The sequence below is a fragment of the Acinetobacter pittii genome (assembly GCF_022449185.1).
GTDB classification, from domain to species: domain Bacteria; phylum Pseudomonadota; class Gammaproteobacteria; order Pseudomonadales; family Moraxellaceae; genus Acinetobacter; species Acinetobacter pittii_I.
On record NZ_JAKUKO010000012.1, the window covers coordinates 14,617 to 31,074 of the forward strand.

Annotated in this window: 16 protein-coding genes; 10 read left to right on the forward strand and 6 right to left on the reverse strand. The window is 39.3% G+C overall.

What is annotated here, in order from left to right; all coding sequences use genetic code 11:
• Positions 1-142 precede the first annotated feature (142 nt).
• Complete coding sequence (locus tag MKX14_RS17830) at positions 143-505, reverse strand: DMT family protein (protein WP_075384089.1); 363 nt, start codon at positions 503-505, stop codon at positions 143-145.
• A 240-nt stretch (positions 506-745) separates the two neighbouring features.
• On the opposite strand from MKX14_RS17830, the gene mpl reads away from it, so the two are divergent.
• Entirely contained in the window at positions 746-2,119 is a 1,374-nt protein-coding gene (mpl, locus tag MKX14_RS17835; RefSeq protein WP_240283120.1) for a UDP-N-acetylmuramate:L-alanyl-gamma-D-glutamyl-meso-diaminopimelate ligase, read from the forward strand.
• A 66-nt stretch (positions 2,120-2,185) separates the two neighbouring features.
• Here the strand turns inward: mpl and MKX14_RS17840 are convergent, their stop codons facing one another.
• Positions 2,186-3,424, reverse strand: coding sequence for a low temperature requirement protein A (locus MKX14_RS17840; protein WP_240283121.1), 1,239 nt, complete (start codon positions 3,422-3,424; stop codon positions 2,186-2,188).
• A gap of 135 nt (positions 3,425-3,559) precedes the next feature.
• Here MKX14_RS17840 and MKX14_RS17845 point away from each other — a divergent pair, with 135 nt between their 5' ends.
• The 8 genes from MKX14_RS17845 to MKX14_RS17880 all read left to right on the forward strand — a co-directional run bounded on the left by MKX14_RS17845 (position 3,560) and on the right by MKX14_RS17880 (position 11,063).
• A complete protein-coding gene (locus MKX14_RS17845) occupies positions 3,560-4,156 on the forward strand; it encodes an undecaprenyl-diphosphatase (RefSeq protein WP_240283122.1) in 597 nt (198 codons plus the stop codon).
• A gap of 318 nt (positions 4,157-4,474) precedes the next feature.
• Entirely contained in the window at positions 4,475-5,431 is a 957-nt protein-coding gene (terC, locus tag MKX14_RS17850; protein WP_046812936.1) for a TerC family protein, read from the forward strand.
• 188 nt (positions 5,432-5,619) lie between these two features.
• A complete protein-coding gene (locus MKX14_RS17855) occupies positions 5,620-5,985 on the forward strand; it encodes a hypothetical protein (protein ID WP_046812937.1) in 366 nt (121 codons plus the stop codon).
• A 21-nt stretch (positions 5,986-6,006) separates the two neighbouring features.
• Positions 6,007-7,167: a glutathionylspermidine synthase family protein gene (locus tag MKX14_RS17860; protein ID WP_240283123.1), complete on the forward strand. Its 1,161-nt coding sequence runs from the start codon at positions 6,007-6,009 to the stop codon at positions 7,165-7,167.
• A gap of 292 nt (positions 7,168-7,459) precedes the next feature.
• Positions 7,460-8,515, forward strand: a complete 1,056-nt coding sequence (locus MKX14_RS17865) for an aromatic ring-hydroxylating oxygenase subunit alpha (protein ID WP_240283124.1) — start codon at positions 7,460-7,462, stop codon at positions 8,513-8,515.
• 56 nt (positions 8,516-8,571) lie between these two features.
• A complete protein-coding gene (gene guaD, locus MKX14_RS17870; RefSeq protein ID WP_240283125.1) occupies positions 8,572-9,897 on the forward strand; it encodes a guanine deaminase in 1,326 nt (441 codons plus the stop codon).
• 214 nt (positions 9,898-10,111) lie between these two features.
• Positions 10,112-10,639: a hypoxanthine phosphoribosyltransferase gene (gene hpt / locus MKX14_RS17875; protein ID WP_004795560.1), complete on the forward strand. Its 528-nt coding sequence runs from the start codon at positions 10,112-10,114 to the stop codon at positions 10,637-10,639.
• A gap of 172 nt (positions 10,640-10,811) precedes the next feature.
• Complete coding sequence (locus tag MKX14_RS17880) at positions 10,812-11,063, forward strand: GlsB/YeaQ/YmgE family stress response membrane protein (protein ID WP_000269732.1); 252 nt, start codon at positions 10,812-10,814, stop codon at positions 11,061-11,063.
• 53 nt (positions 11,064-11,116) lie between these two features.
• Here MKX14_RS17880 and MKX14_RS17885 read toward each other — a convergent pair whose 3' ends face one another.
• Both MKX14_RS17885 and dmeF read right to left on the reverse strand, forming a co-directional pair.
• A complete protein-coding gene (locus MKX14_RS17885) occupies positions 11,117-11,815 on the reverse strand; it encodes a DsbC family protein (RefSeq protein WP_240283126.1) in 699 nt (232 codons plus the stop codon).
• A gap of 95 nt (positions 11,816-11,910) precedes the next feature.
• Positions 11,911-12,894, reverse strand: a complete 984-nt coding sequence (gene dmeF, locus MKX14_RS17890) for a CDF family Co(II)/Ni(II) efflux transporter DmeF (RefSeq protein WP_240283127.1) — start codon at positions 12,892-12,894, stop codon at positions 11,911-11,913.
• Positions 12,895-12,936: 42 nt separating this feature from the next.
• Between dmeF and MKX14_RS17895 the strand changes: the two genes are divergently transcribed.
• Entirely contained in the window at positions 12,937-13,200 is a 264-nt protein-coding gene (locus MKX14_RS17895) for a metal/formaldehyde-sensitive transcriptional repressor (RefSeq protein ID WP_046812942.1), read from the forward strand.
• A 48-nt stretch (positions 13,201-13,248) separates the two neighbouring features.
• Here the strand turns inward: MKX14_RS17895 and mnmE are convergent, their stop codons facing one another.
• Together mnmE and yidC are read right to left on the reverse strand one after the other, a co-directional pair.
• Positions 13,249-14,604 (reverse strand): tRNA uridine-5-carboxymethylaminomethyl(34) synthesis GTPase MnmE, encoded by a 1,356-nt coding sequence (gene mnmE, locus MKX14_RS17900; protein ID WP_108008815.1) that lies wholly within the window; start codon positions 14,602-14,604, stop codon positions 13,249-13,251.
• A gap of 90 nt (positions 14,605-14,694) precedes the next feature.
• A complete protein-coding gene (yidC, locus tag MKX14_RS17905) occupies positions 14,695-16,455 on the reverse strand; it encodes a membrane protein insertase YidC (RefSeq protein ID WP_240283128.1) in 1,761 nt (586 codons plus the stop codon).
• Positions 16,456-16,458: the final 3 nt, after the last annotated feature.

Consider the following 16,458-nt stretch of genomic DNA (forward strand, 5'->3'; position numbering starts at 1 on the left):
ACCAAGCCAAGCATGAGAGAAAAAGATGAGGGAAATATTATAGCTGTTTTTTCACTCACCCCAAAGCCCAAGTTTATGAGGAAAAAGCATCAATCCGATGGATTTAACAACGATCTATCTGAAAACAGGATTCTGATTAATTTTACTGGCTTCTAAATACGAAATAAACACAACCAAATAGGCATAACATTGCCCATAAGTAATCGAGTTTAAAAGGTTGCTTAAACAAGAAAATCATAAAAGGTACAAACACGACCAATGTAACCACTTCCTGAGTGATCTTCATTTCACCGAGTAACCAGCCTTGTGCACTTAGCATACGAGTGGCTGGAATCATAAAACTGTATTCAAGTAAGGCAATAATCCAACCGAATAGAATCGCTTGCCAAAGTGGAGCATGGTGCAAAAATTTAAGATGCCCATACCATGCAAGTGTCATAAAGCAGTTAGAAATAATTAATAGCGTAAAAGCTAAAACCGTTGGGCTCAAAGGCACATCCTTCATCATCACGATGATTTAAGTATTTTAACGATACAAAACATTATAAAAGATAAAACTGTAATTCAGCTTAAATCTAAAAAATAAAGCTGTAGTTTTATTAGGGTCTCAAACACATAGAACAACAACGATTTTTGACTATCTTTTCGAGTTTAGCCTTGCTATCGTTGCTGGCAAATTTATCAATAATGCACACACAGCAATTCATCTTAATGTTGTGTACAAAAGCAGTGGAGAAGGCGAGCAATGCATCTGCATATCTTGGGTATTTGTGGCACTTTTATGGGCTCTTTAGCACTTTTGGCTCGTGATTTAGGACATAAGGTAACTGGTTCCGATTTAAACGTTTACCCACCGATGTCTACCCAGTTAGAAAATGCAGGCATTACACTCATGCAAGGCTATGACCGTAGTCATTTACAGCCTCATCCGGACTTGGTTATTGTCGGCAATGCCATGAAACGTGGTATTGATGCTGTTGAATATATGCTAAACGAAGGCCTGCCATATATTTCTGGTCCACAGTTCCTTGCCGATCATGTTTTACAAGGTAAACATGTACTTGGTGTCGCCGGTACTCATGGTAAAACCACGACTACCACCATGCTAGCTTGGGTACTTGATCAGGCTGGTTTAAATCCAGGCTTTTTAATTGGTGGTGTTCCACTTGGTTTTAGTGAAAGTGCTCGTTTAGGCGGTGGAAAATACTTCTGCGTTGAAGCCGATGAATATGACTCTGCTTTTTTTGATAAGCGTTCTAAGTTTGTTCATTATCATCCAAAAACGGCGATTTTAAATAACCTTGAATTTGACCATGCCGATATTTTTGATGACCTAGCAGCGATTCAAAAACAGTTCCATCATCTTGTGCGTACCATTCCAAGTGAAGGCCGCATTATTGCGCCAATTACTGAAACTCATATTGATGAAGTGCTTGAAATGGGTTGCTGGACACCAGTCATTCGTACAAGTTTAGAAGCAAATGAAAAAGCTGCTTTATCTGCCGAATTAATCTCAATTGATGGCAGCCATTTTAAAGTACTCGAAAATGGTCATATCGTTGGCGAAGTGAAATGGAGCATGACAGGGCAACATAGTGTAGCAAATGCTTTGGCAACCATTGCAGCCGCTCAACATGTAGGTGTTACGCTTGAACAAGCTTGTGAAGCTTTGTCTAACTTTGGCGGTGTGAAACGTCGTATGGAGTTACTCGGTACAGTCAATGGTATTGAGGTTTATGACGACTTCGCTCACCATCCAACAGCAATTGACACAACTTTAGATGGCGCACGCAAACGCTTAGGTGAACGCCGTTTATGGGCCATTATTGAACCACGTTCAAACACCATGCGTATGGGCAGTCATAAAGATGGCTTAGCACACTCAGCACGCTTAGCAGACGAAGTCATCTGGTATCAGCCAGAAGGCTTAGATTGGGATTTACAACCAGTGATTGAAGCTGCTTCTAACCATGCTCAAGTGAGCCGTTCACTTGATGAAATTATTGAGCGTATTGTCAATGAAGCAGGTGAGGGCGATGCCGTTGTGATTATGTCTAATGGTGGCTTTGGTGGCTTACATCAAAAATTAATGAGCACATTAAAAGCAAAAGCTGCTTAAATTTCGCTTTAGATGATTCAATAAAAAATGGGTTTCAAATTGAAACCCATTTTTTATCAGTGACTTTTAAATCTTTTCTGGCTCTATATTGGCCATGAATTTATTAGAAACCATTAAACGTAAACTATAGACAATGCCCATCGCAAAAACGCTATATCCCACGTTATTACAAATAAACGGAATACATAAAATAATGAGCGCTGTGATCGGGTAAAACCATTTCGTGATTCCAGATAAGCATTGGAACTCATAAAGTATCCAAATACAGGTGGTATAAAGCACTACACTCACCGCAACAACTATTCCCATATATAAATCAGAAATATGCGCATGATGGGTTGTAACATCCACGGCAGCACCTACTGCAGCAATACTCACAAAGACAAAATAATGGCCGTATCCCCAAACAAATGGGCGCACACCTTTAACATGATGGTGCTGTTCGCTACGGTCAAAATAAGCCCACCACATTGCGAACATCAACATCAATCCACCGACCATTAAGAAAATGGCAGGGATATTCATTGATTGAGCGGCTAAAGCATCACGTATGGCATTAAAACTACCGACAATCGACTCACCCAACACAATAATTGTGAGTAGGGCATAACGTTCTACAATATGATGAGGATGCCACGGCGTTGGAGAATATTTTTCTGCATAGATTGGAACAAATAATTCCACTACAACCAGAAATAAAAATAGAGGTATTGAAAGTACATGAGCAAAGTTAGCGACAAGCCAGCCAATTTGTACTAAGACTATACCTATTGCATAGCGATAAGCCGTAACTCGCCGTTCAGGATCATGTTTTGCTGCTCTGAGCCACTGAGTCACCAAGGCCATGCGCATAATCACATAACCGATAATGATTACATCAAAATCCTGACTACGAAATACATCAGGGATACCCGCCGCCATCACCAATGAACCTACAATCTGCACAAAGGTAAGGCATCGATACAATGCATCATCGTTATCGTAAGCCGAGGCAAACCATGAAAAATTCATCCATGCCCACCACAGCGCAAAAAATACCATCAGGTAGCTTGGTAATGCATGCCAGAGGTGATTTTCAATAATTGCATGATGTAACTGCTGACCCGCTGTTGCAATCGCGACCACAAAAATTAAATCGAACAATAATTCGAGTGGAGTCGCTGCTCTATGCTGCTGATCAGGATCTCTTGGGGATAGGGGCCTCAAGCTTAATTTTTTCTGTTTTTCTTGAGTAGTCATAAAATAACGTTCTCGAATAAAGTGCCAACACGTTAACACTTTAATATTAACACCCAGAACACGCATTAAAAATTATCTAGACCTGCTGTTTAATCTTTACTCACAAACAAACTATATTTCATTTTTGTGACAATTCTTTATCAAGACCTTAAGCTTAATTCTTTATCATAGCTCACGTTTTTGTTCTTGTTTGGAATATGAATGTCTTTAGAAACACTCAACCTTAGCTTATTCCATGTGATTAATGGGGCTCAGGATGCGAGTCAATTTATCATTCGTCTTGCTATCTTTTTTGCTAATGATCTCCTCTATATTCTCTTATTCATCCTTACATTTTTATGGTTTTATGGCGATCAAGATTTAAAAAATAGGGTCATTAAATCTGTCTTTTTAACCTGCGTATCACTTTTAGTCGGTTACGTTATTTCTCTGTTTTACCATCACGCAAGACCGTTTGTCATGGGTGTGGGTACGACTTTTATTGAACATGCACCAACAGCATCTTTTCCAAGTAATCATATGCTGATTTTCAGCACCATTGCTTTATCTTATTTGTTTGCTCAGCGCAAAATGATTGGAATTATTCTTTTATTTTTATCATTTGTAGTGGCGTGGTCACGTATTTATTTAGGTGTGCATTTCCCTTTAGACATGTTAGGGGCTTTTATTGTCGCACTACTAGTCAATACAGCAGGTTATTACTTCTGGAATGCTTACGGTACAAGTTTGACGGCATTCTGTATTCACCTTTATCAAATTATATGCAAACCACTTTTAGACCGCGGTTTGATTAAATAACCTATAGATTTTTTTTGCATTAAAACCACCACATTAAGTTCAGTTGCGTAATACAAAAAAATCTGCCATTCTATGTGAACTTGGATATGTTTTATCCAAAACAGAATTTAGTTTGACAAGGGGAGTAGCCTCCTCCAAACATAACAGCAATGTTATGTGTCAGATATCGTCAATACACTTTTATTAAAAAGTCGGTATCTGAGCATCGTGAAATTCATGATGTAGGCAAGACCTTGATCATGTTGATACAGATGTTTAATTCATCTGGCAACTGGTCGAGGTTTTTTTATGCCCAATTGCCGGATGTATGGAGGATTTATGGAAACAATCGGCAATTTATGGCTGTACATAGCATTCTTTGGCATAGTCATTGTCATGCTCCTGATTGACTTTTTAGGCTTTAAGCAAAAGCAAGATCAGGATGTCTCAATTAAGCAAGCTGCTTATTGGAGTGTAGCGTGGGTAAGCGTCGCAGCCCTATTTGGTGGTGGTTTATGGCTTTACCTACAACAAACAGTTGGGGTGACCTTAGCAAACCAAAAAACCATGGAATACTTTGCGGGTTACTTACTCGAAAAATCCCTCGCAATTGACAACGTTTTCGTCTGGTTAATGATTTTCGCAGCGTTTGCTATTCCAGCTGCACTACAACGTAAAATTTTGCTCTACGGCGTATTAGGCGCAATCGTACTGCGTACCCTCTTTATTTTTATTGGTGCATGGTTCGTTCAAGAGTTTTCTTGGGTACTTTATATCTTCGGTGCGTTCTTAGTATATACAGGCTTTAAGTTCTTAAAAGGCCAAGATGAAGAAACTAATATTGAAGATATCAAGCTCTTAAAATGGTTACGTAACCATATGCGTATTACACCACAGCTTGAAGGTGACAAATTCTTTGTACGTCAGAACGGTTTATTGTGGGCAACGCCGTTATTTCTAGTTTTGATTTTGGTTGAAGCCTCAGACGTGATTTTCGCAGTAGATTCTATTCCTGCTATTTTCGCGGTAACTAGCGACCCGTTTATTGTTTTAACGGCGAACTTAATGGCAATTTTAGGTTTACGCGCAATGTTCTTTTTACTTGCTGGCGCTGCAACTAAATTGCATTACTTGCCATACGGCTTAGGCATCATCTTATTGTTCATTGGTGCGAAAATGTTGTTGCTTGATGTATTCCACATGCCAATCTGGATCTCGTTAAGCTTTATCGTAATAGTATTAGCAATCACTGCTTACCTTTCTCTACGACACAACAAAAAGCAATTGCAGTCTTAATTCATCACAACAAGGCATCTACACGTGAGATGCCTTGTTATCTAAATTTTCAAAATAGACTGTACTTTAAAAAAACAGATTAATATTATATGCCAACTTAAAATTTATCTTTCCTAATCAGAAACATAATAGATAACAGCTATTCGGTATTTTATGCCGAACATACTTATTAAAATGTGTGGAGTCTCATGCGTTCTAAAAAAATTAATCTTGTCGTTGTCCCTCTATTACTCACGGCATGTAGCCATAATGATGGTCCTTTAGTACAAGACGTATATAACAACCAATATGACTGTGCTCGCGACTGGAATAATGAAACATGTAAACAAGAAAATAGCTCCAGTGGACATGGTTCTAGCTATGTTGGTGGTCGCTATTTAGGTCCTGCGTATTATCGAAATAATCGGGAAGTTTCTTTTCGTGGTAATACCTTACATCCTTACAGCAATTTGAGTGTAGGCCGACCAATTATTTCAAGCACAGCGAAAAGTTCATCTTTTTCATCCCCAATTCGTGGTGGTTTTGGCCGTAGCGGTTTTTCTTTCGGCGGCTAAGTCTTTAGGCATTCACTCAATATGAAAAGAAAAATATTTACTCCACGACCAGACTGGCAAGTGGAGCATCAAAATATTGGTTTTGATTATTTTAATTTACCTTCTCTCGATGGCTCAATTTACTGGTCGGAAGGAGTTGCGTATGAGTTTACCCTTAAACAGATTGAACAACTCGAAGATGCGGCAAATGAACTGCATCAGATGTGTTTATTGGTAGTAGGAGACCTCATTCAACGAGGAAACTATCCTGCTTACTTTCAAATTCCAGAAACAGCCATAAACCATATTGAACATTCATGGAAACAAAATGCTCCCATGCTGTATGGCCGCTTTGATTTCGCTTACGATGGGCGAAATATCAAAATGCTGGAATATAACGCCGACACACCGACTGGTTTACTTGAAGCTTCTGTCGCGCAGTGGCTGTGGATAGAACAAGTCTCGGGCATTGCAAACCGAGACCAGTTTAATAGCATTCATGAAGATCTGATTAAACGCTGGAAGACAATTTTACCGCGTGGTAGCCATGTGCATTTTGCTGCTTGTCAGGAAGCGGGAAGGGAAGACTGGGGCAATTTAGAGTATTTGATGGATACTGCTTATCAAGCTCATCTACAAGTTTCCGAGCTTTCTATGGAAAACATAGGCTGGAACGGGCAAGATTTTGTTGATCTGCATAATCGCCCCATTCAAAATATATTTAAACTTTATCCATGGGAATGGATCTGGGAAGAAGCATTTTCTCAATATATCCATCCACAAACACAGTGGATTGAACCTTGTTGGAAAATGTTACTTTCAAATAAAGCAATTTTGGTTGAGCTTTGGAAGCGTTATCCAAACCATCCATTGTTGGTCGAAACCCATACATATGACCCGCAACAAGCTTTGTCTGGCAAATGGGTGAAAAAGCCGATTTTGGCAAGGGAAGGGGCCAATATTCGAGTTTTACAAGATGGTCATGACCAAGGCGCGGCTTCTGGTAGCTTTTATTTTGATGACTATGACAAATATGGTTATGTCGTACAGAAATGGGTAGATACCCCATTATTTTCAGGACAACTACCTACACTCGGTTTATGGATGGTCGGACATCAATGTGCAGGCATGTCTATTCGTGAAGATTGCTATGACATTATTGGTAATGATGCTCACTTTGCAGCACATTATTTTGTCGAGTAATAAGTGCCTAGAGGTATTTTAAAAAGCACTTTTTAGGTGCTTTTTTATTGTGCCTTCCACGCAGTCAATCAGTGCGTTTTAAGTATATAGCGAATAATAATTTTTGGTTTTTAAAGCTAAATTAGAACAAAAATTCAAAAACATAATGACTTAATATCATGTAATTTAATACTTTTATTCTTATTTCTTTAATTAAAAATTAATATTGGCAAGCTCTTTGCATCTCCTAAAAAGAAAAAAGCCTAGATTTTAAGGGCTCGCGAGAGCCCTGATTTTTTTAAGGAGTGATGCCATGAATGCTATTCCAACTTTAACGCCGCTAGCAATGCCGTGTAACAGCAGTTTTGAAGCAAAAGATTGGGAAATTTTATCTACTCATTGGTATCCCGTCGCACGCACTCAAGATGTCTCTATTGCACCTCAACGAGTCACGCTACTAGACGTCAATATGGCATTATATAAAACAGAAAGTGGGGAAATTCATCTAGTTCGAGATATTTGTCCACATCGTGGGGTGCCATTAACCAAAGGTTGGGTGGATGGTGAGGAGATTGTCTGTCCTTATCATGGTCTACGCTATAACACTGAAGGGAAATGTACCCAAATACCAGCTCAGCCCGAACTGACTAAAATTTCTGATCGTTTTTCTCTGACCAAATTTCCAGTTGTGCAAAGATATGGCCTCATTTGGACCAGTATTCATGGTCGTGATATTGCTAAAGCCAATATTCCTGTATTAGATACTTGGGACCACGCAGAGCATCAATCAATTTTACCGCCTTTCGTGGATATTGGTGGTTCTAGCGGACGTCAACTTGAAGGGTTTATCGATGTCGCTCATTTTGCGTGGGTACATCACAATGCCTTTGCGAATCGCGATAACCCCATCGTCCCTAAATATCACACTGAACGTACCGACTATGGCTTAAAAACGGTCTATATCAGCAATGTCAGTAATTATCCACATGAACTAAAACATCTCGAGCCAGAAGGCTTTTTGTGGAAGCGCACCTTTGATGTCTATCCACCTTTTTCAGCCGTACTCACGGTCGATTTTCCAGAAGGTGGGGTCTTAAAAATTTTGAATGCCTGTTGTCCTATCTCAAGTAATAAAACCCGTTTATTTGTTCCTCTCACCCGTAACTTTGACCAAACAGGTGATTTAGAAAAGGTATATGCATTTAATGCCCAAATTTTTGCTGAAGACCAAGACATGGTCGAATCACAAAAGCCAGAAGACCTTCCGCTTGATTTAATGATGGAGGCACATTTTGAAGCAGACCGTTCATCAACGACTTATCGACGGATTTTAGCAGAATGGGGCCTAAGTAAACGTTATACCGTTTAAATCTTGGCTAAGTGGGGTACAATCAATCGAAAAAAGTGAAAATATAAAGGCTTTCCATGTCATTGATCGCAAATACCACCGTTGTGCGTGGTCGTTTTTTAGATATTCAACAAACTGTCTCTGAGCCAACTGATATTCCAAATCAAGTGCGTTATCTAGAAGATGGTGTATTGATTAGTGAACATGGAAAAATCAAATGGTTTGGTGCATGGGAAGACGCTCAACAGCATCTACCTGCTGGGGTTGAGATTCAACATTATCCAGAACAATTGATTGTACCCGGCTTTATTGATACCCATATTCATTTCCCGCAAACTGAAATGGTGGGAGCTTACGGCGAACAACTTTTAAGCTGGCTCAATACTTATACTTTCCCAACTGAAATCCAATTTCAGGACAAAGCATATGCAAGTGAAATTGCCCAGTTCTTTGTGCAAGAACTACTGAAACACGGTACAACCACAGCACTGGTTTTCTGTACAGTTCACCCCGAGTCTGTTGATGCCTTATTTGAAGCCGCAGAACACGTTCAGATGCGTTTAATTGCTGGTAAGGTACTTATGGACCGCAATGCCCCTGAAGCGCTTTGTGATACGCCAGAAACAGCTTACAGCGACACCAAAGCACTGATTGAGAAATGGCATGGTAAGGGCCGTGCTCTCTATGCGATTACTCCACGTTTTGCACCAACGTCTACACCTGAGCAATTAGAAAGAGCAGGGCAGTTAAAACAAGAATTTCCAGATGTTTATGTACATACCCATTTAAGTGAAAACAAAGATGAAATCGCTTGGGTGAAATCTTTATTTCCAGAACAAGCTGGCTATTTAGATGTTTATCAACATTATGGCCTGACTGGTAAACGTTCTGTATTTGCTCATTGCGTTCACTTAGAAGATCAAGAATGGCAATGTATGCATGATACGCAATCGGCTATCGCATTTTGTCCAACATCAAACCTGTTCTTAGGCAGTGGTTTATTTCCATTGAAAAAAACATGGGAAAAACAAGTGAAAGTGGGCTTGGGTACAGATATCGGTGCTGGTACATCATTTAGTTTACTGCAAACCGTTAACGAGGCTTATAAGGTTCAGCAGTTACAAGGTGATAAACTTTCAGCTTATGAAGCGCTCTATCATGCAACTTTAGGTGGAGCAAAAGCGCTTGATTTACAAGATCAGTTAGGTAACTTCAATGTCGGTAAAGAAGCAGACTTTGTAGTACTAAATCTTAAGCCAACAGCATTACAGGAACTTCGCCAGTCTAAATCTAAATCTGTTGAAGATTCACTGTTTGCATTATTCACTTTAGGTGATGACCGTAATATTGAGGCGACTTATATTTATGGAAACCGTGCTTATCAAAAAGAAACAGCCAAATAAAAAAGGCATTGTTAAGTTTTTGTTATTATTTGGAATATGTGCTATTGCGTTAAAGCGTGATCGACATATTCCGCAAAATGATAAAATTTCACAGCCATCAAAGGGTGCATGAAACGTCATTTTGCTTTAAAATTTTACCATTAACTCAGATTTTCGAGGTGTTGCTGGTCAACACCTTTTTTATTTTTTCTTTTATATCTTGTAGGAATCTGCCATGACTGTTGCAATGAGCATCATGATTTCAACCGAAGAAATTCAAGCAAAAGTCAAAGAGCTCGGCGAGCAAATTAACGCTCACTATGCAAATAGTGATAAAGAATTGGTCCTTATTGGACTACTTCGTGGTTCTGTTATTTTCATGGCAGACTTGTGCCGTACAATTACCAAACCGCATGAACTCGACTTCATGACAGTGTCTAGTTACGGCGGCGGTACGACTTCAAGTCGAGATGTTAAAATCTTAAAAGATCTTGATGGTGAAATTCGCGGTAAAGATGTATTGGTTGTTGAAGATATTATCGACTCAGGTAATACCTTAAGCAAAGTGATGGAAATGTTGCAAACTCGCGAACCAAATTCGATTCAATTGTGCACATTGGTGAGTAAACCATCTCGCCGTGAAATTGATCTAGAAGTGAAATTTTTAGGTTTTGAAGTTGAAGACAAGTTTATTGTAGGTTACGGTTTAGACTATGACCAGAAATATCGCCATTTACCGTTTATTGGTGAAATTGGTTTATAAATTTCAGAGAAATAGCACCGTAAGGTGCTATTTTTTTATATAAAACTTTAGATTTGAACAAAAAGGACACAAAAAGTCGCAATCTGCTACAGACAAAATAGACAGCTCTACCGCACGATAGAATATGAAGCAAAATCATTAACTTCATCAAAAAAACAACTGGAGAACAAATATGTGGTCACTTATTGTCGCTATTGTAGTTGGTTTCTTTGCTGGCTTAATCGCTCGTGCTTTGCATCCTGGGGATGATAAAGCAGGTTTCATCGTAACAACCTTGATTGGTATTGCAGGTTCACTTTTAGCCACTTATGGTGGTCGCTTACTTGGACTTTACGGCGAAAACTCAGCTGCTGGCTTTATCGCATCCGTGATTGGTGCAGTCATTATTCTTTTTATCTACAACTTGATTGCACGAAAAAGCTAAACTTTAATTCATTTATAAAAAAAGCACCTTATGGTGCTTTTTTTAAATTTATTTTAAAGACCTAACTCTTTCCATACGGCCTGAATTTCTTCAGCAGATCGTGCACCCACCAGTTTAAAGCCATTTGCAAAAATCAGGGTAGGAGTCCCATTAAAGCCTAGTTTTTTTCCTAGTTCCAAATTACGGTCAATGGGGTTTGGACAGTTCGTAACCGTTGGTTTAACGCCTTGCTGAATCAGTTTTTTCCATGAGTAAGATTGATTTGGTGCACACCAAACTTGTCTAGAAACAACAATAGACTGTGGTTTTAAAGGATAGATGAACGTGTAAATAGTCACGTCTTTAAGCTTGTCGAGTTCAGGTTCAAGCTGCTTACAATAAGGACAATTTGGATCAGAAAAAACTGCTAAAACATGCTGGCCATTACCTTTGACTGTTTTAATTGCATCTTTTAAAGGCAGCTGTTTCCAATCAATTGAGTTCTGTCCTAAAACTAGATCTTTGGTTAAGTTTTTCTGGTCTCTTAACCGAATCATAGAACCCACAAACATATGTTGCCCATCTTCACCAACATAAATGATTTGTTGATCAAGATTAGCGCTATATAGCCCAGGCATTTCAGTTTTCTGAATATTGCTAATTTTCAAATTAGGATATTGTTTTTTAATATTTTCCCTAACAGTATCTACATTAGCAAAACTCACACTTGTAGTTAAGCTAAATAATGCCAATATTCCTAATTTTTTAAGCATAAAACCGACTCACAGGTAGGAGAGGAGATCATTTTAATCAGTTCAGCTTTTGAAAACAGAACTGATTACCGAGTTATAACCAAACTCACACTCAGTTATGCCAATGTTTCACGTGGAACATAAATAGGTTTTAGAGTATTAATTTCTACCGATATATGCACAATTTCATCATGAATTGATAAAGCCTGACGAATCTGGTCTGCGGTTAAAGAAATATCATCAGTTTCGAGCGCCAAAATACAAGAAAACTTACCTTTCGCGACTTTCCAAACATGAATATCCGTAATTTCAATATGTTTAGGAAACTCAGCAATTACTTCACAGATCTCTTCAACTACCGGATGATCCATCTCTGCATCTAGAAGGGTTTTTCCTGTCTCTTTCATTAAGCCCAAAGACCATTTTGCAACTAAAATAGCACCTAAAATTCCTAAAAGTGCATCTAAAAAATCCCATCCGAAATATTTACCTGCAAAAAGAGCAATGATTGCAAAAACGGAAGTTACTGCATCTGCAACCACATGTAAAAATGCAGCTTTTTGGTTTAAATCATGATGATGATGCCCATGATCATGCTCGTGATGGTGATGGTGATGGTGATGGTGATGGTGCCCATCATCATGAAGTAACCATGCGCAAATCAAGTTAATCACCAAACCTAAAATTGCAATCGGAATAGCTTCATTATAAAAAATTTCAACTGGATTAAATAAACGTTGTATCGACTGAAAAGCCATAAAAATGGCAACAACCATCAGCAAAATTGCACTGCTATAACCCGCTAAAATCTCGATTTTCCAAGTTCCAAAACTAAATCGATGATCTTTGGAATAATGACGAGCTGCACGATAAGCAAAATAGGCCAAACCGAGTGCCAACATATGTGAACTCATATGCCAACCATCAGCCAGTAGTGCCATTGAATTGAAAAACCATCCACCGAATATTTCTAACACCATCATAGATGCCGTTAAAATCGTTGCAATCAAAATACGTTTTTGTGCAAGTGGATTTCCTTCATCAAACTGATGTTGATGATGACGTGATACACTATGATCCTGCATAATATTTAAACCCAATATACTCCCTACCAGTATATTGAATTATACAAGAGAACACAGATGAGTCACATTGGTCAGGATAAAAAAATAGTTAATCGTGTAAAACGACTGAAAGGACAAATCAACAGCATTGAGCATGCTGTTGAACAGCCAGATATTTCATGTATAGAAATACTACAACAAGTTGCTGCAATTAAAGGGGCAATAAACGGTTTGATGAGTGAATTAATGGAACAGCATTTACATCATCACGTGCTCAAAGACGCACAAATTGATCAAAATGAGCTAGATGAATTTTTAAAGGTTCTAAAGAGATACGGTTAACAAGGTGACTGAATGACACAGCGATGTGCATCATTCAGAATTTTGTAATTATTTTCCAATACAGAATGAACCAAAAATCTTGCCTAATAGGTCATCGGCACTAAAGTCACCGGTAATTTCACCTAAAGCATTTTGGGCAAGACGTAGTGACTCAGCAACCAGTTCACCTGCATTAAACACAACTAATTGCTCACGTGCTTCTGAAAGATAGAGCTGCGTGCGCTTCATTGCGTCTAAATGACGTGTTCTTGCAATAAAGGTGTCTTCCTCAGGGTGGAAGCCTGCATGCGCTGTAATCGCGTCTACGAGGCCTTGTACGCCCATCTCTTGTTTTGCAGAAACGGTTATATGACGGAAACCTTGAAAATCGCTTATTTCAGCTAATTGACCAGTTAAATCGCATTTATTACCAATTAACATTAAACGACGCGGTTCAATATGTTCCGCAAAATACTCTTGAGCGAGTTTTAATGGGTCATCACCTTGGTTTAAATCATAAACCAGCAATAACAAATCAGCTTGTTCAATTTCTTTGATTGCACGACGAATCCCTTCTTTTTCAACGATGTCACCTGTTTCACGAAGACCCGCTGTATCTGTTAAGGTGATTGGTAGACCATTTAAGCTAATTTTTTCATGTAAAACATCACGAGTTGTACCAGCAATATCGGTCACAATTGCACGCTCAACACCAGCAAGTGCATTTAACAAGCTCGACTTACCCGCATTTGGTTTACCCGCAATAACGACTTGTAGACCTTCACGGAGTAATTGCCCTTGTCGTGCAGAGGTTTGAACGGCATGTACAGACTGCTGAACGTCTTCAAGTAAAGCTAAAATTTTGCCATCTGCCAAGAAATCGATTTCTTCTTCAGGAAAATCAATTGCTGCTTCAACATGCAAGCGTAAATGAATCAGTTTTTCTAAAACGGTATTAATTTTTGTTGAAAAAGCGCCTTGTAAAGAGCGAACCGCAGAGCGTGCCGCAGCTTGCGAAGTCGCATCAATCAAGTCGGCAATCGCTTCCGCTTGCACCAAGTCCATCTTGCCATTTTCAAAAGCACGCATGGAAAATTCGCCGGCTTTTGCAGCGATTGCGCCAAGCTCAAATAGACGTCCAAGCAAGGCATTTTGGATGACTGGACCGCCGTGACCTTGTAGCTCTACAACATCTTCACCTGTAAACGAGTGAGGATTGGGAAAGCATAGAACTATCCCTTCATCCATAATTCTGCCATCAGCATCATAAAATTTACGGAAACCCGCCATACGCGCTTCTGGCAAGTTTTTTTGTGTCAGGTTTTGAGCAATTTCATAAGCCTTAGGTCCAGATAGGCGAATCACGCCCACACCACCACGCCCAGGTGGCGTTGCAATTGCGGCAATCGTGGTTTGACTTTGCATATTATTCACCTAAAAACCTAAAATCCAGCCAAAGAAAAATCCGCCTAAGATTACCATCTTAAGCGGATTTATTCAGCAAAAGTTCAACGATTAAGAAGCTGATTCAGTCTTATTGATACGACTTTTCTCAACGCTCTTATTAATAAACGACTGCTGTAAAATAGTAATACTGTTGTTCACAATCCAGTACAGTACGAGACCGGCAGGGAAGAACAACATAAATACCGTGAACATAATCGGCATAATGCGGAACACTTTTGCCTGCATTGGATCAGCCGGTTGTGGGTTCAACATTTGCTGTGCAAACATAGTAGCACCCATGATTAACGGCAAGATGAACCAAGGATCCATTGCTGACAAGTCTTGAATCCAGCCTAACCACGGTGCGTGACGTAATTCCACACTTTCCATGAGTACCCAGTACAAAGCAAGGAAAATTGGCATTTGTAGCAACAATGGTAAACAACCTGAAAGTGGATTTACTTGTTCACGTTTGTAAAGCGCCATCATTTCTTGCGAGAAGCGCATACGGTCTTCACCGAACTCTTCTTTCATGCGTTGCATTTCTGGTGCAATCACACGCATTTTCGCCATAGAACGATAACTTTTTGAAGATAAAGGCCACAAAATCAATTTTACTAAAATAGTAAGTAAGATAATTGACCAACCCCAGTTACCCACAATGCTATGGAAGAATTGAAGACCTAAGAACAAGAGCTTAGCAATTGGCCATAACCAACCATAATCAACAGTCTGATTTAAACCAACAGCTAAATCTTTTAATTCAGATTGTACTTTCGGACCTGAATAAAGTTTTGCATCCACTTCCATTGAAGTGCCTGCCGGAACATTAATCACTGGTGAGGTAAAACCAATGATATTCATGTGATCAGCAGATTGACGAGATTCAAGCTTAGCTACATAAGGCTGACCATTAGCTTGAGTCAGCTTAAGGTTTCCAGGAATCCAAGCACTTACAAAATAATGCTGAACAATCGCAACCCATCCACCTTTCGCTTCAGTATTTACTTTTTCTTCTGAGAAATTAGCAAATTTAAGCTTGTTGTAATGTGCATCAGGCGTTCCCCAAGCTCCACCTAAGAAAGTTCCTAGAGTGAAAATACCTTGAGAAGATTTACCTGGATCTTCAGAATTATCGCGCTTTAATTGTCCAAACATCTGACCTTGCCAGCTTTGTTGGCTACGGTTAATTACTTGATGTTTTACAACAATTGGATATTGACCTTGGGTAAAGGTAAAAGTTTTAATGATTTCAACGCCTTCAGGTGTTTTAAATACCATTGGAACGTTTAAAACTTTTTCAGATTGACCCTTTTGGTCCTGTACACCTTTAGCATCAGCCAAAGTATATGATGTCTTTTCAACAGCATATAATGGACGACCACCACGACTACTATCTGGTCCATTCAAACCAATTAAGCCAGATTGAGCAACATATGTACGCTTGGCATCATTTTCAAGCATAACAAAAGGTTGATCGCTGTCTTTGCTTTTGTCGTGTGAGAGTAATTCAATACGAACAATATCACCACCTTTTGGATTGATCCAAAGATGATAAAGGTCAGTTTGTACTGAAATAAGCTGTTGATTCACAGGTGCAGTTGCATCTGTGGTTTGTGACTGCGCAATATTTGCTTGTGGCACATCGGAAGCCACTGTTGCATTTTTAGCATTTGGCAAATCAGCAGATACTTCATGCGAACTTACAGCTGCCGCTTGTTGTTGCGGTGCAGTTGCAGCATTTCCATAATCTTTTTGCCAAGCCAAAATGAGCAAATATGCGGTGACAAACATGGCCCCGAGAATTGCAAACCTGGCCCATTGTTGCATATC

Excerpts from the sequence above, each read along its gene's own strand:
- MKX14_RS17880 (WP_000269732.1), top strand. The coding sequence starts at position 10,812 with ATGTGGTCACTTATTGTCGCTATTGTAGTTGGTTTCTTTGCTGGCTTA.
- MKX14_RS17865 (WP_240283124.1), top strand. The coding sequence starts at position 7,460 with ATGAATGCTATTCCAACTTTAACGCCGCTAGCAATGCCGTGTAACAGC.
- mnmE (WP_108008815.1), bottom strand. The coding sequence starts at position 14,604 with ATGCAAAGTCAAACCACGATTGCCGCAATTGCAACGCCACCTGGGCGT.
- guaD (WP_240283125.1), top strand. The coding sequence starts at position 8,572 with ATGTCATTGATCGCAAATACCACCGTTGTGCGTGGTCGTTTTTTAGAT.
- MKX14_RS17830 (WP_075384089.1), bottom strand. The coding sequence starts at position 505 with ATGAAGGATGTGCCTTTGAGCCCAACGGTTTTAGCTTTTACGCTATTA.
- MKX14_RS17895 (WP_046812942.1), top strand. The coding sequence starts at position 12,937 with ATGAGTCACATTGGTCAGGATAAAAAAATAGTTAATCGTGTAAAACGA.
- MKX14_RS17845 (WP_240283122.1), top strand. The coding sequence starts at position 3,560 with ATGTCTTTAGAAACACTCAACCTTAGCTTATTCCATGTGATTAATGGG.
- hpt (WP_004795560.1), top strand. The coding sequence starts at position 10,112 with ATGACTGTTGCAATGAGCATCATGATTTCAACCGAAGAAATTCAAGCA.
- MKX14_RS17860 (WP_240283123.1), top strand. The coding sequence starts at position 6,007 with ATGAAAAGAAAAATATTTACTCCACGACCAGACTGGCAAGTGGAGCAT.
- MKX14_RS17855 (WP_046812937.1), top strand. The coding sequence starts at position 5,620 with ATGCGTTCTAAAAAAATTAATCTTGTCGTTGTCCCTCTATTACTCACG.
- mpl (WP_240283120.1), top strand. The coding sequence starts at position 746 with ATGCATCTGCATATCTTGGGTATTTGTGGCACTTTTATGGGCTCTTTA.
- MKX14_RS17840 (WP_240283121.1), bottom strand. The coding sequence starts at position 3,424 with ATGCGTGTTCTGGGTGTTAATATTAAAGTGTTAACGTGTTGGCACTTT.
- MKX14_RS17885 (WP_240283126.1), bottom strand. The coding sequence starts at position 11,815 with ATGCTTAAAAAATTAGGAATATTGGCATTATTTAGCTTAACTACAAGT.
- terC (WP_046812936.1), top strand. The coding sequence starts at position 4,475 with ATGGAAACAATCGGCAATTTATGGCTGTACATAGCATTCTTTGGCATA.
- yidC (WP_240283128.1), bottom strand. The coding sequence starts at position 16,455 with ATGCAACAATGGGCCAGGTTTGCAATTCTCGGGGCCATGTTTGTCACC.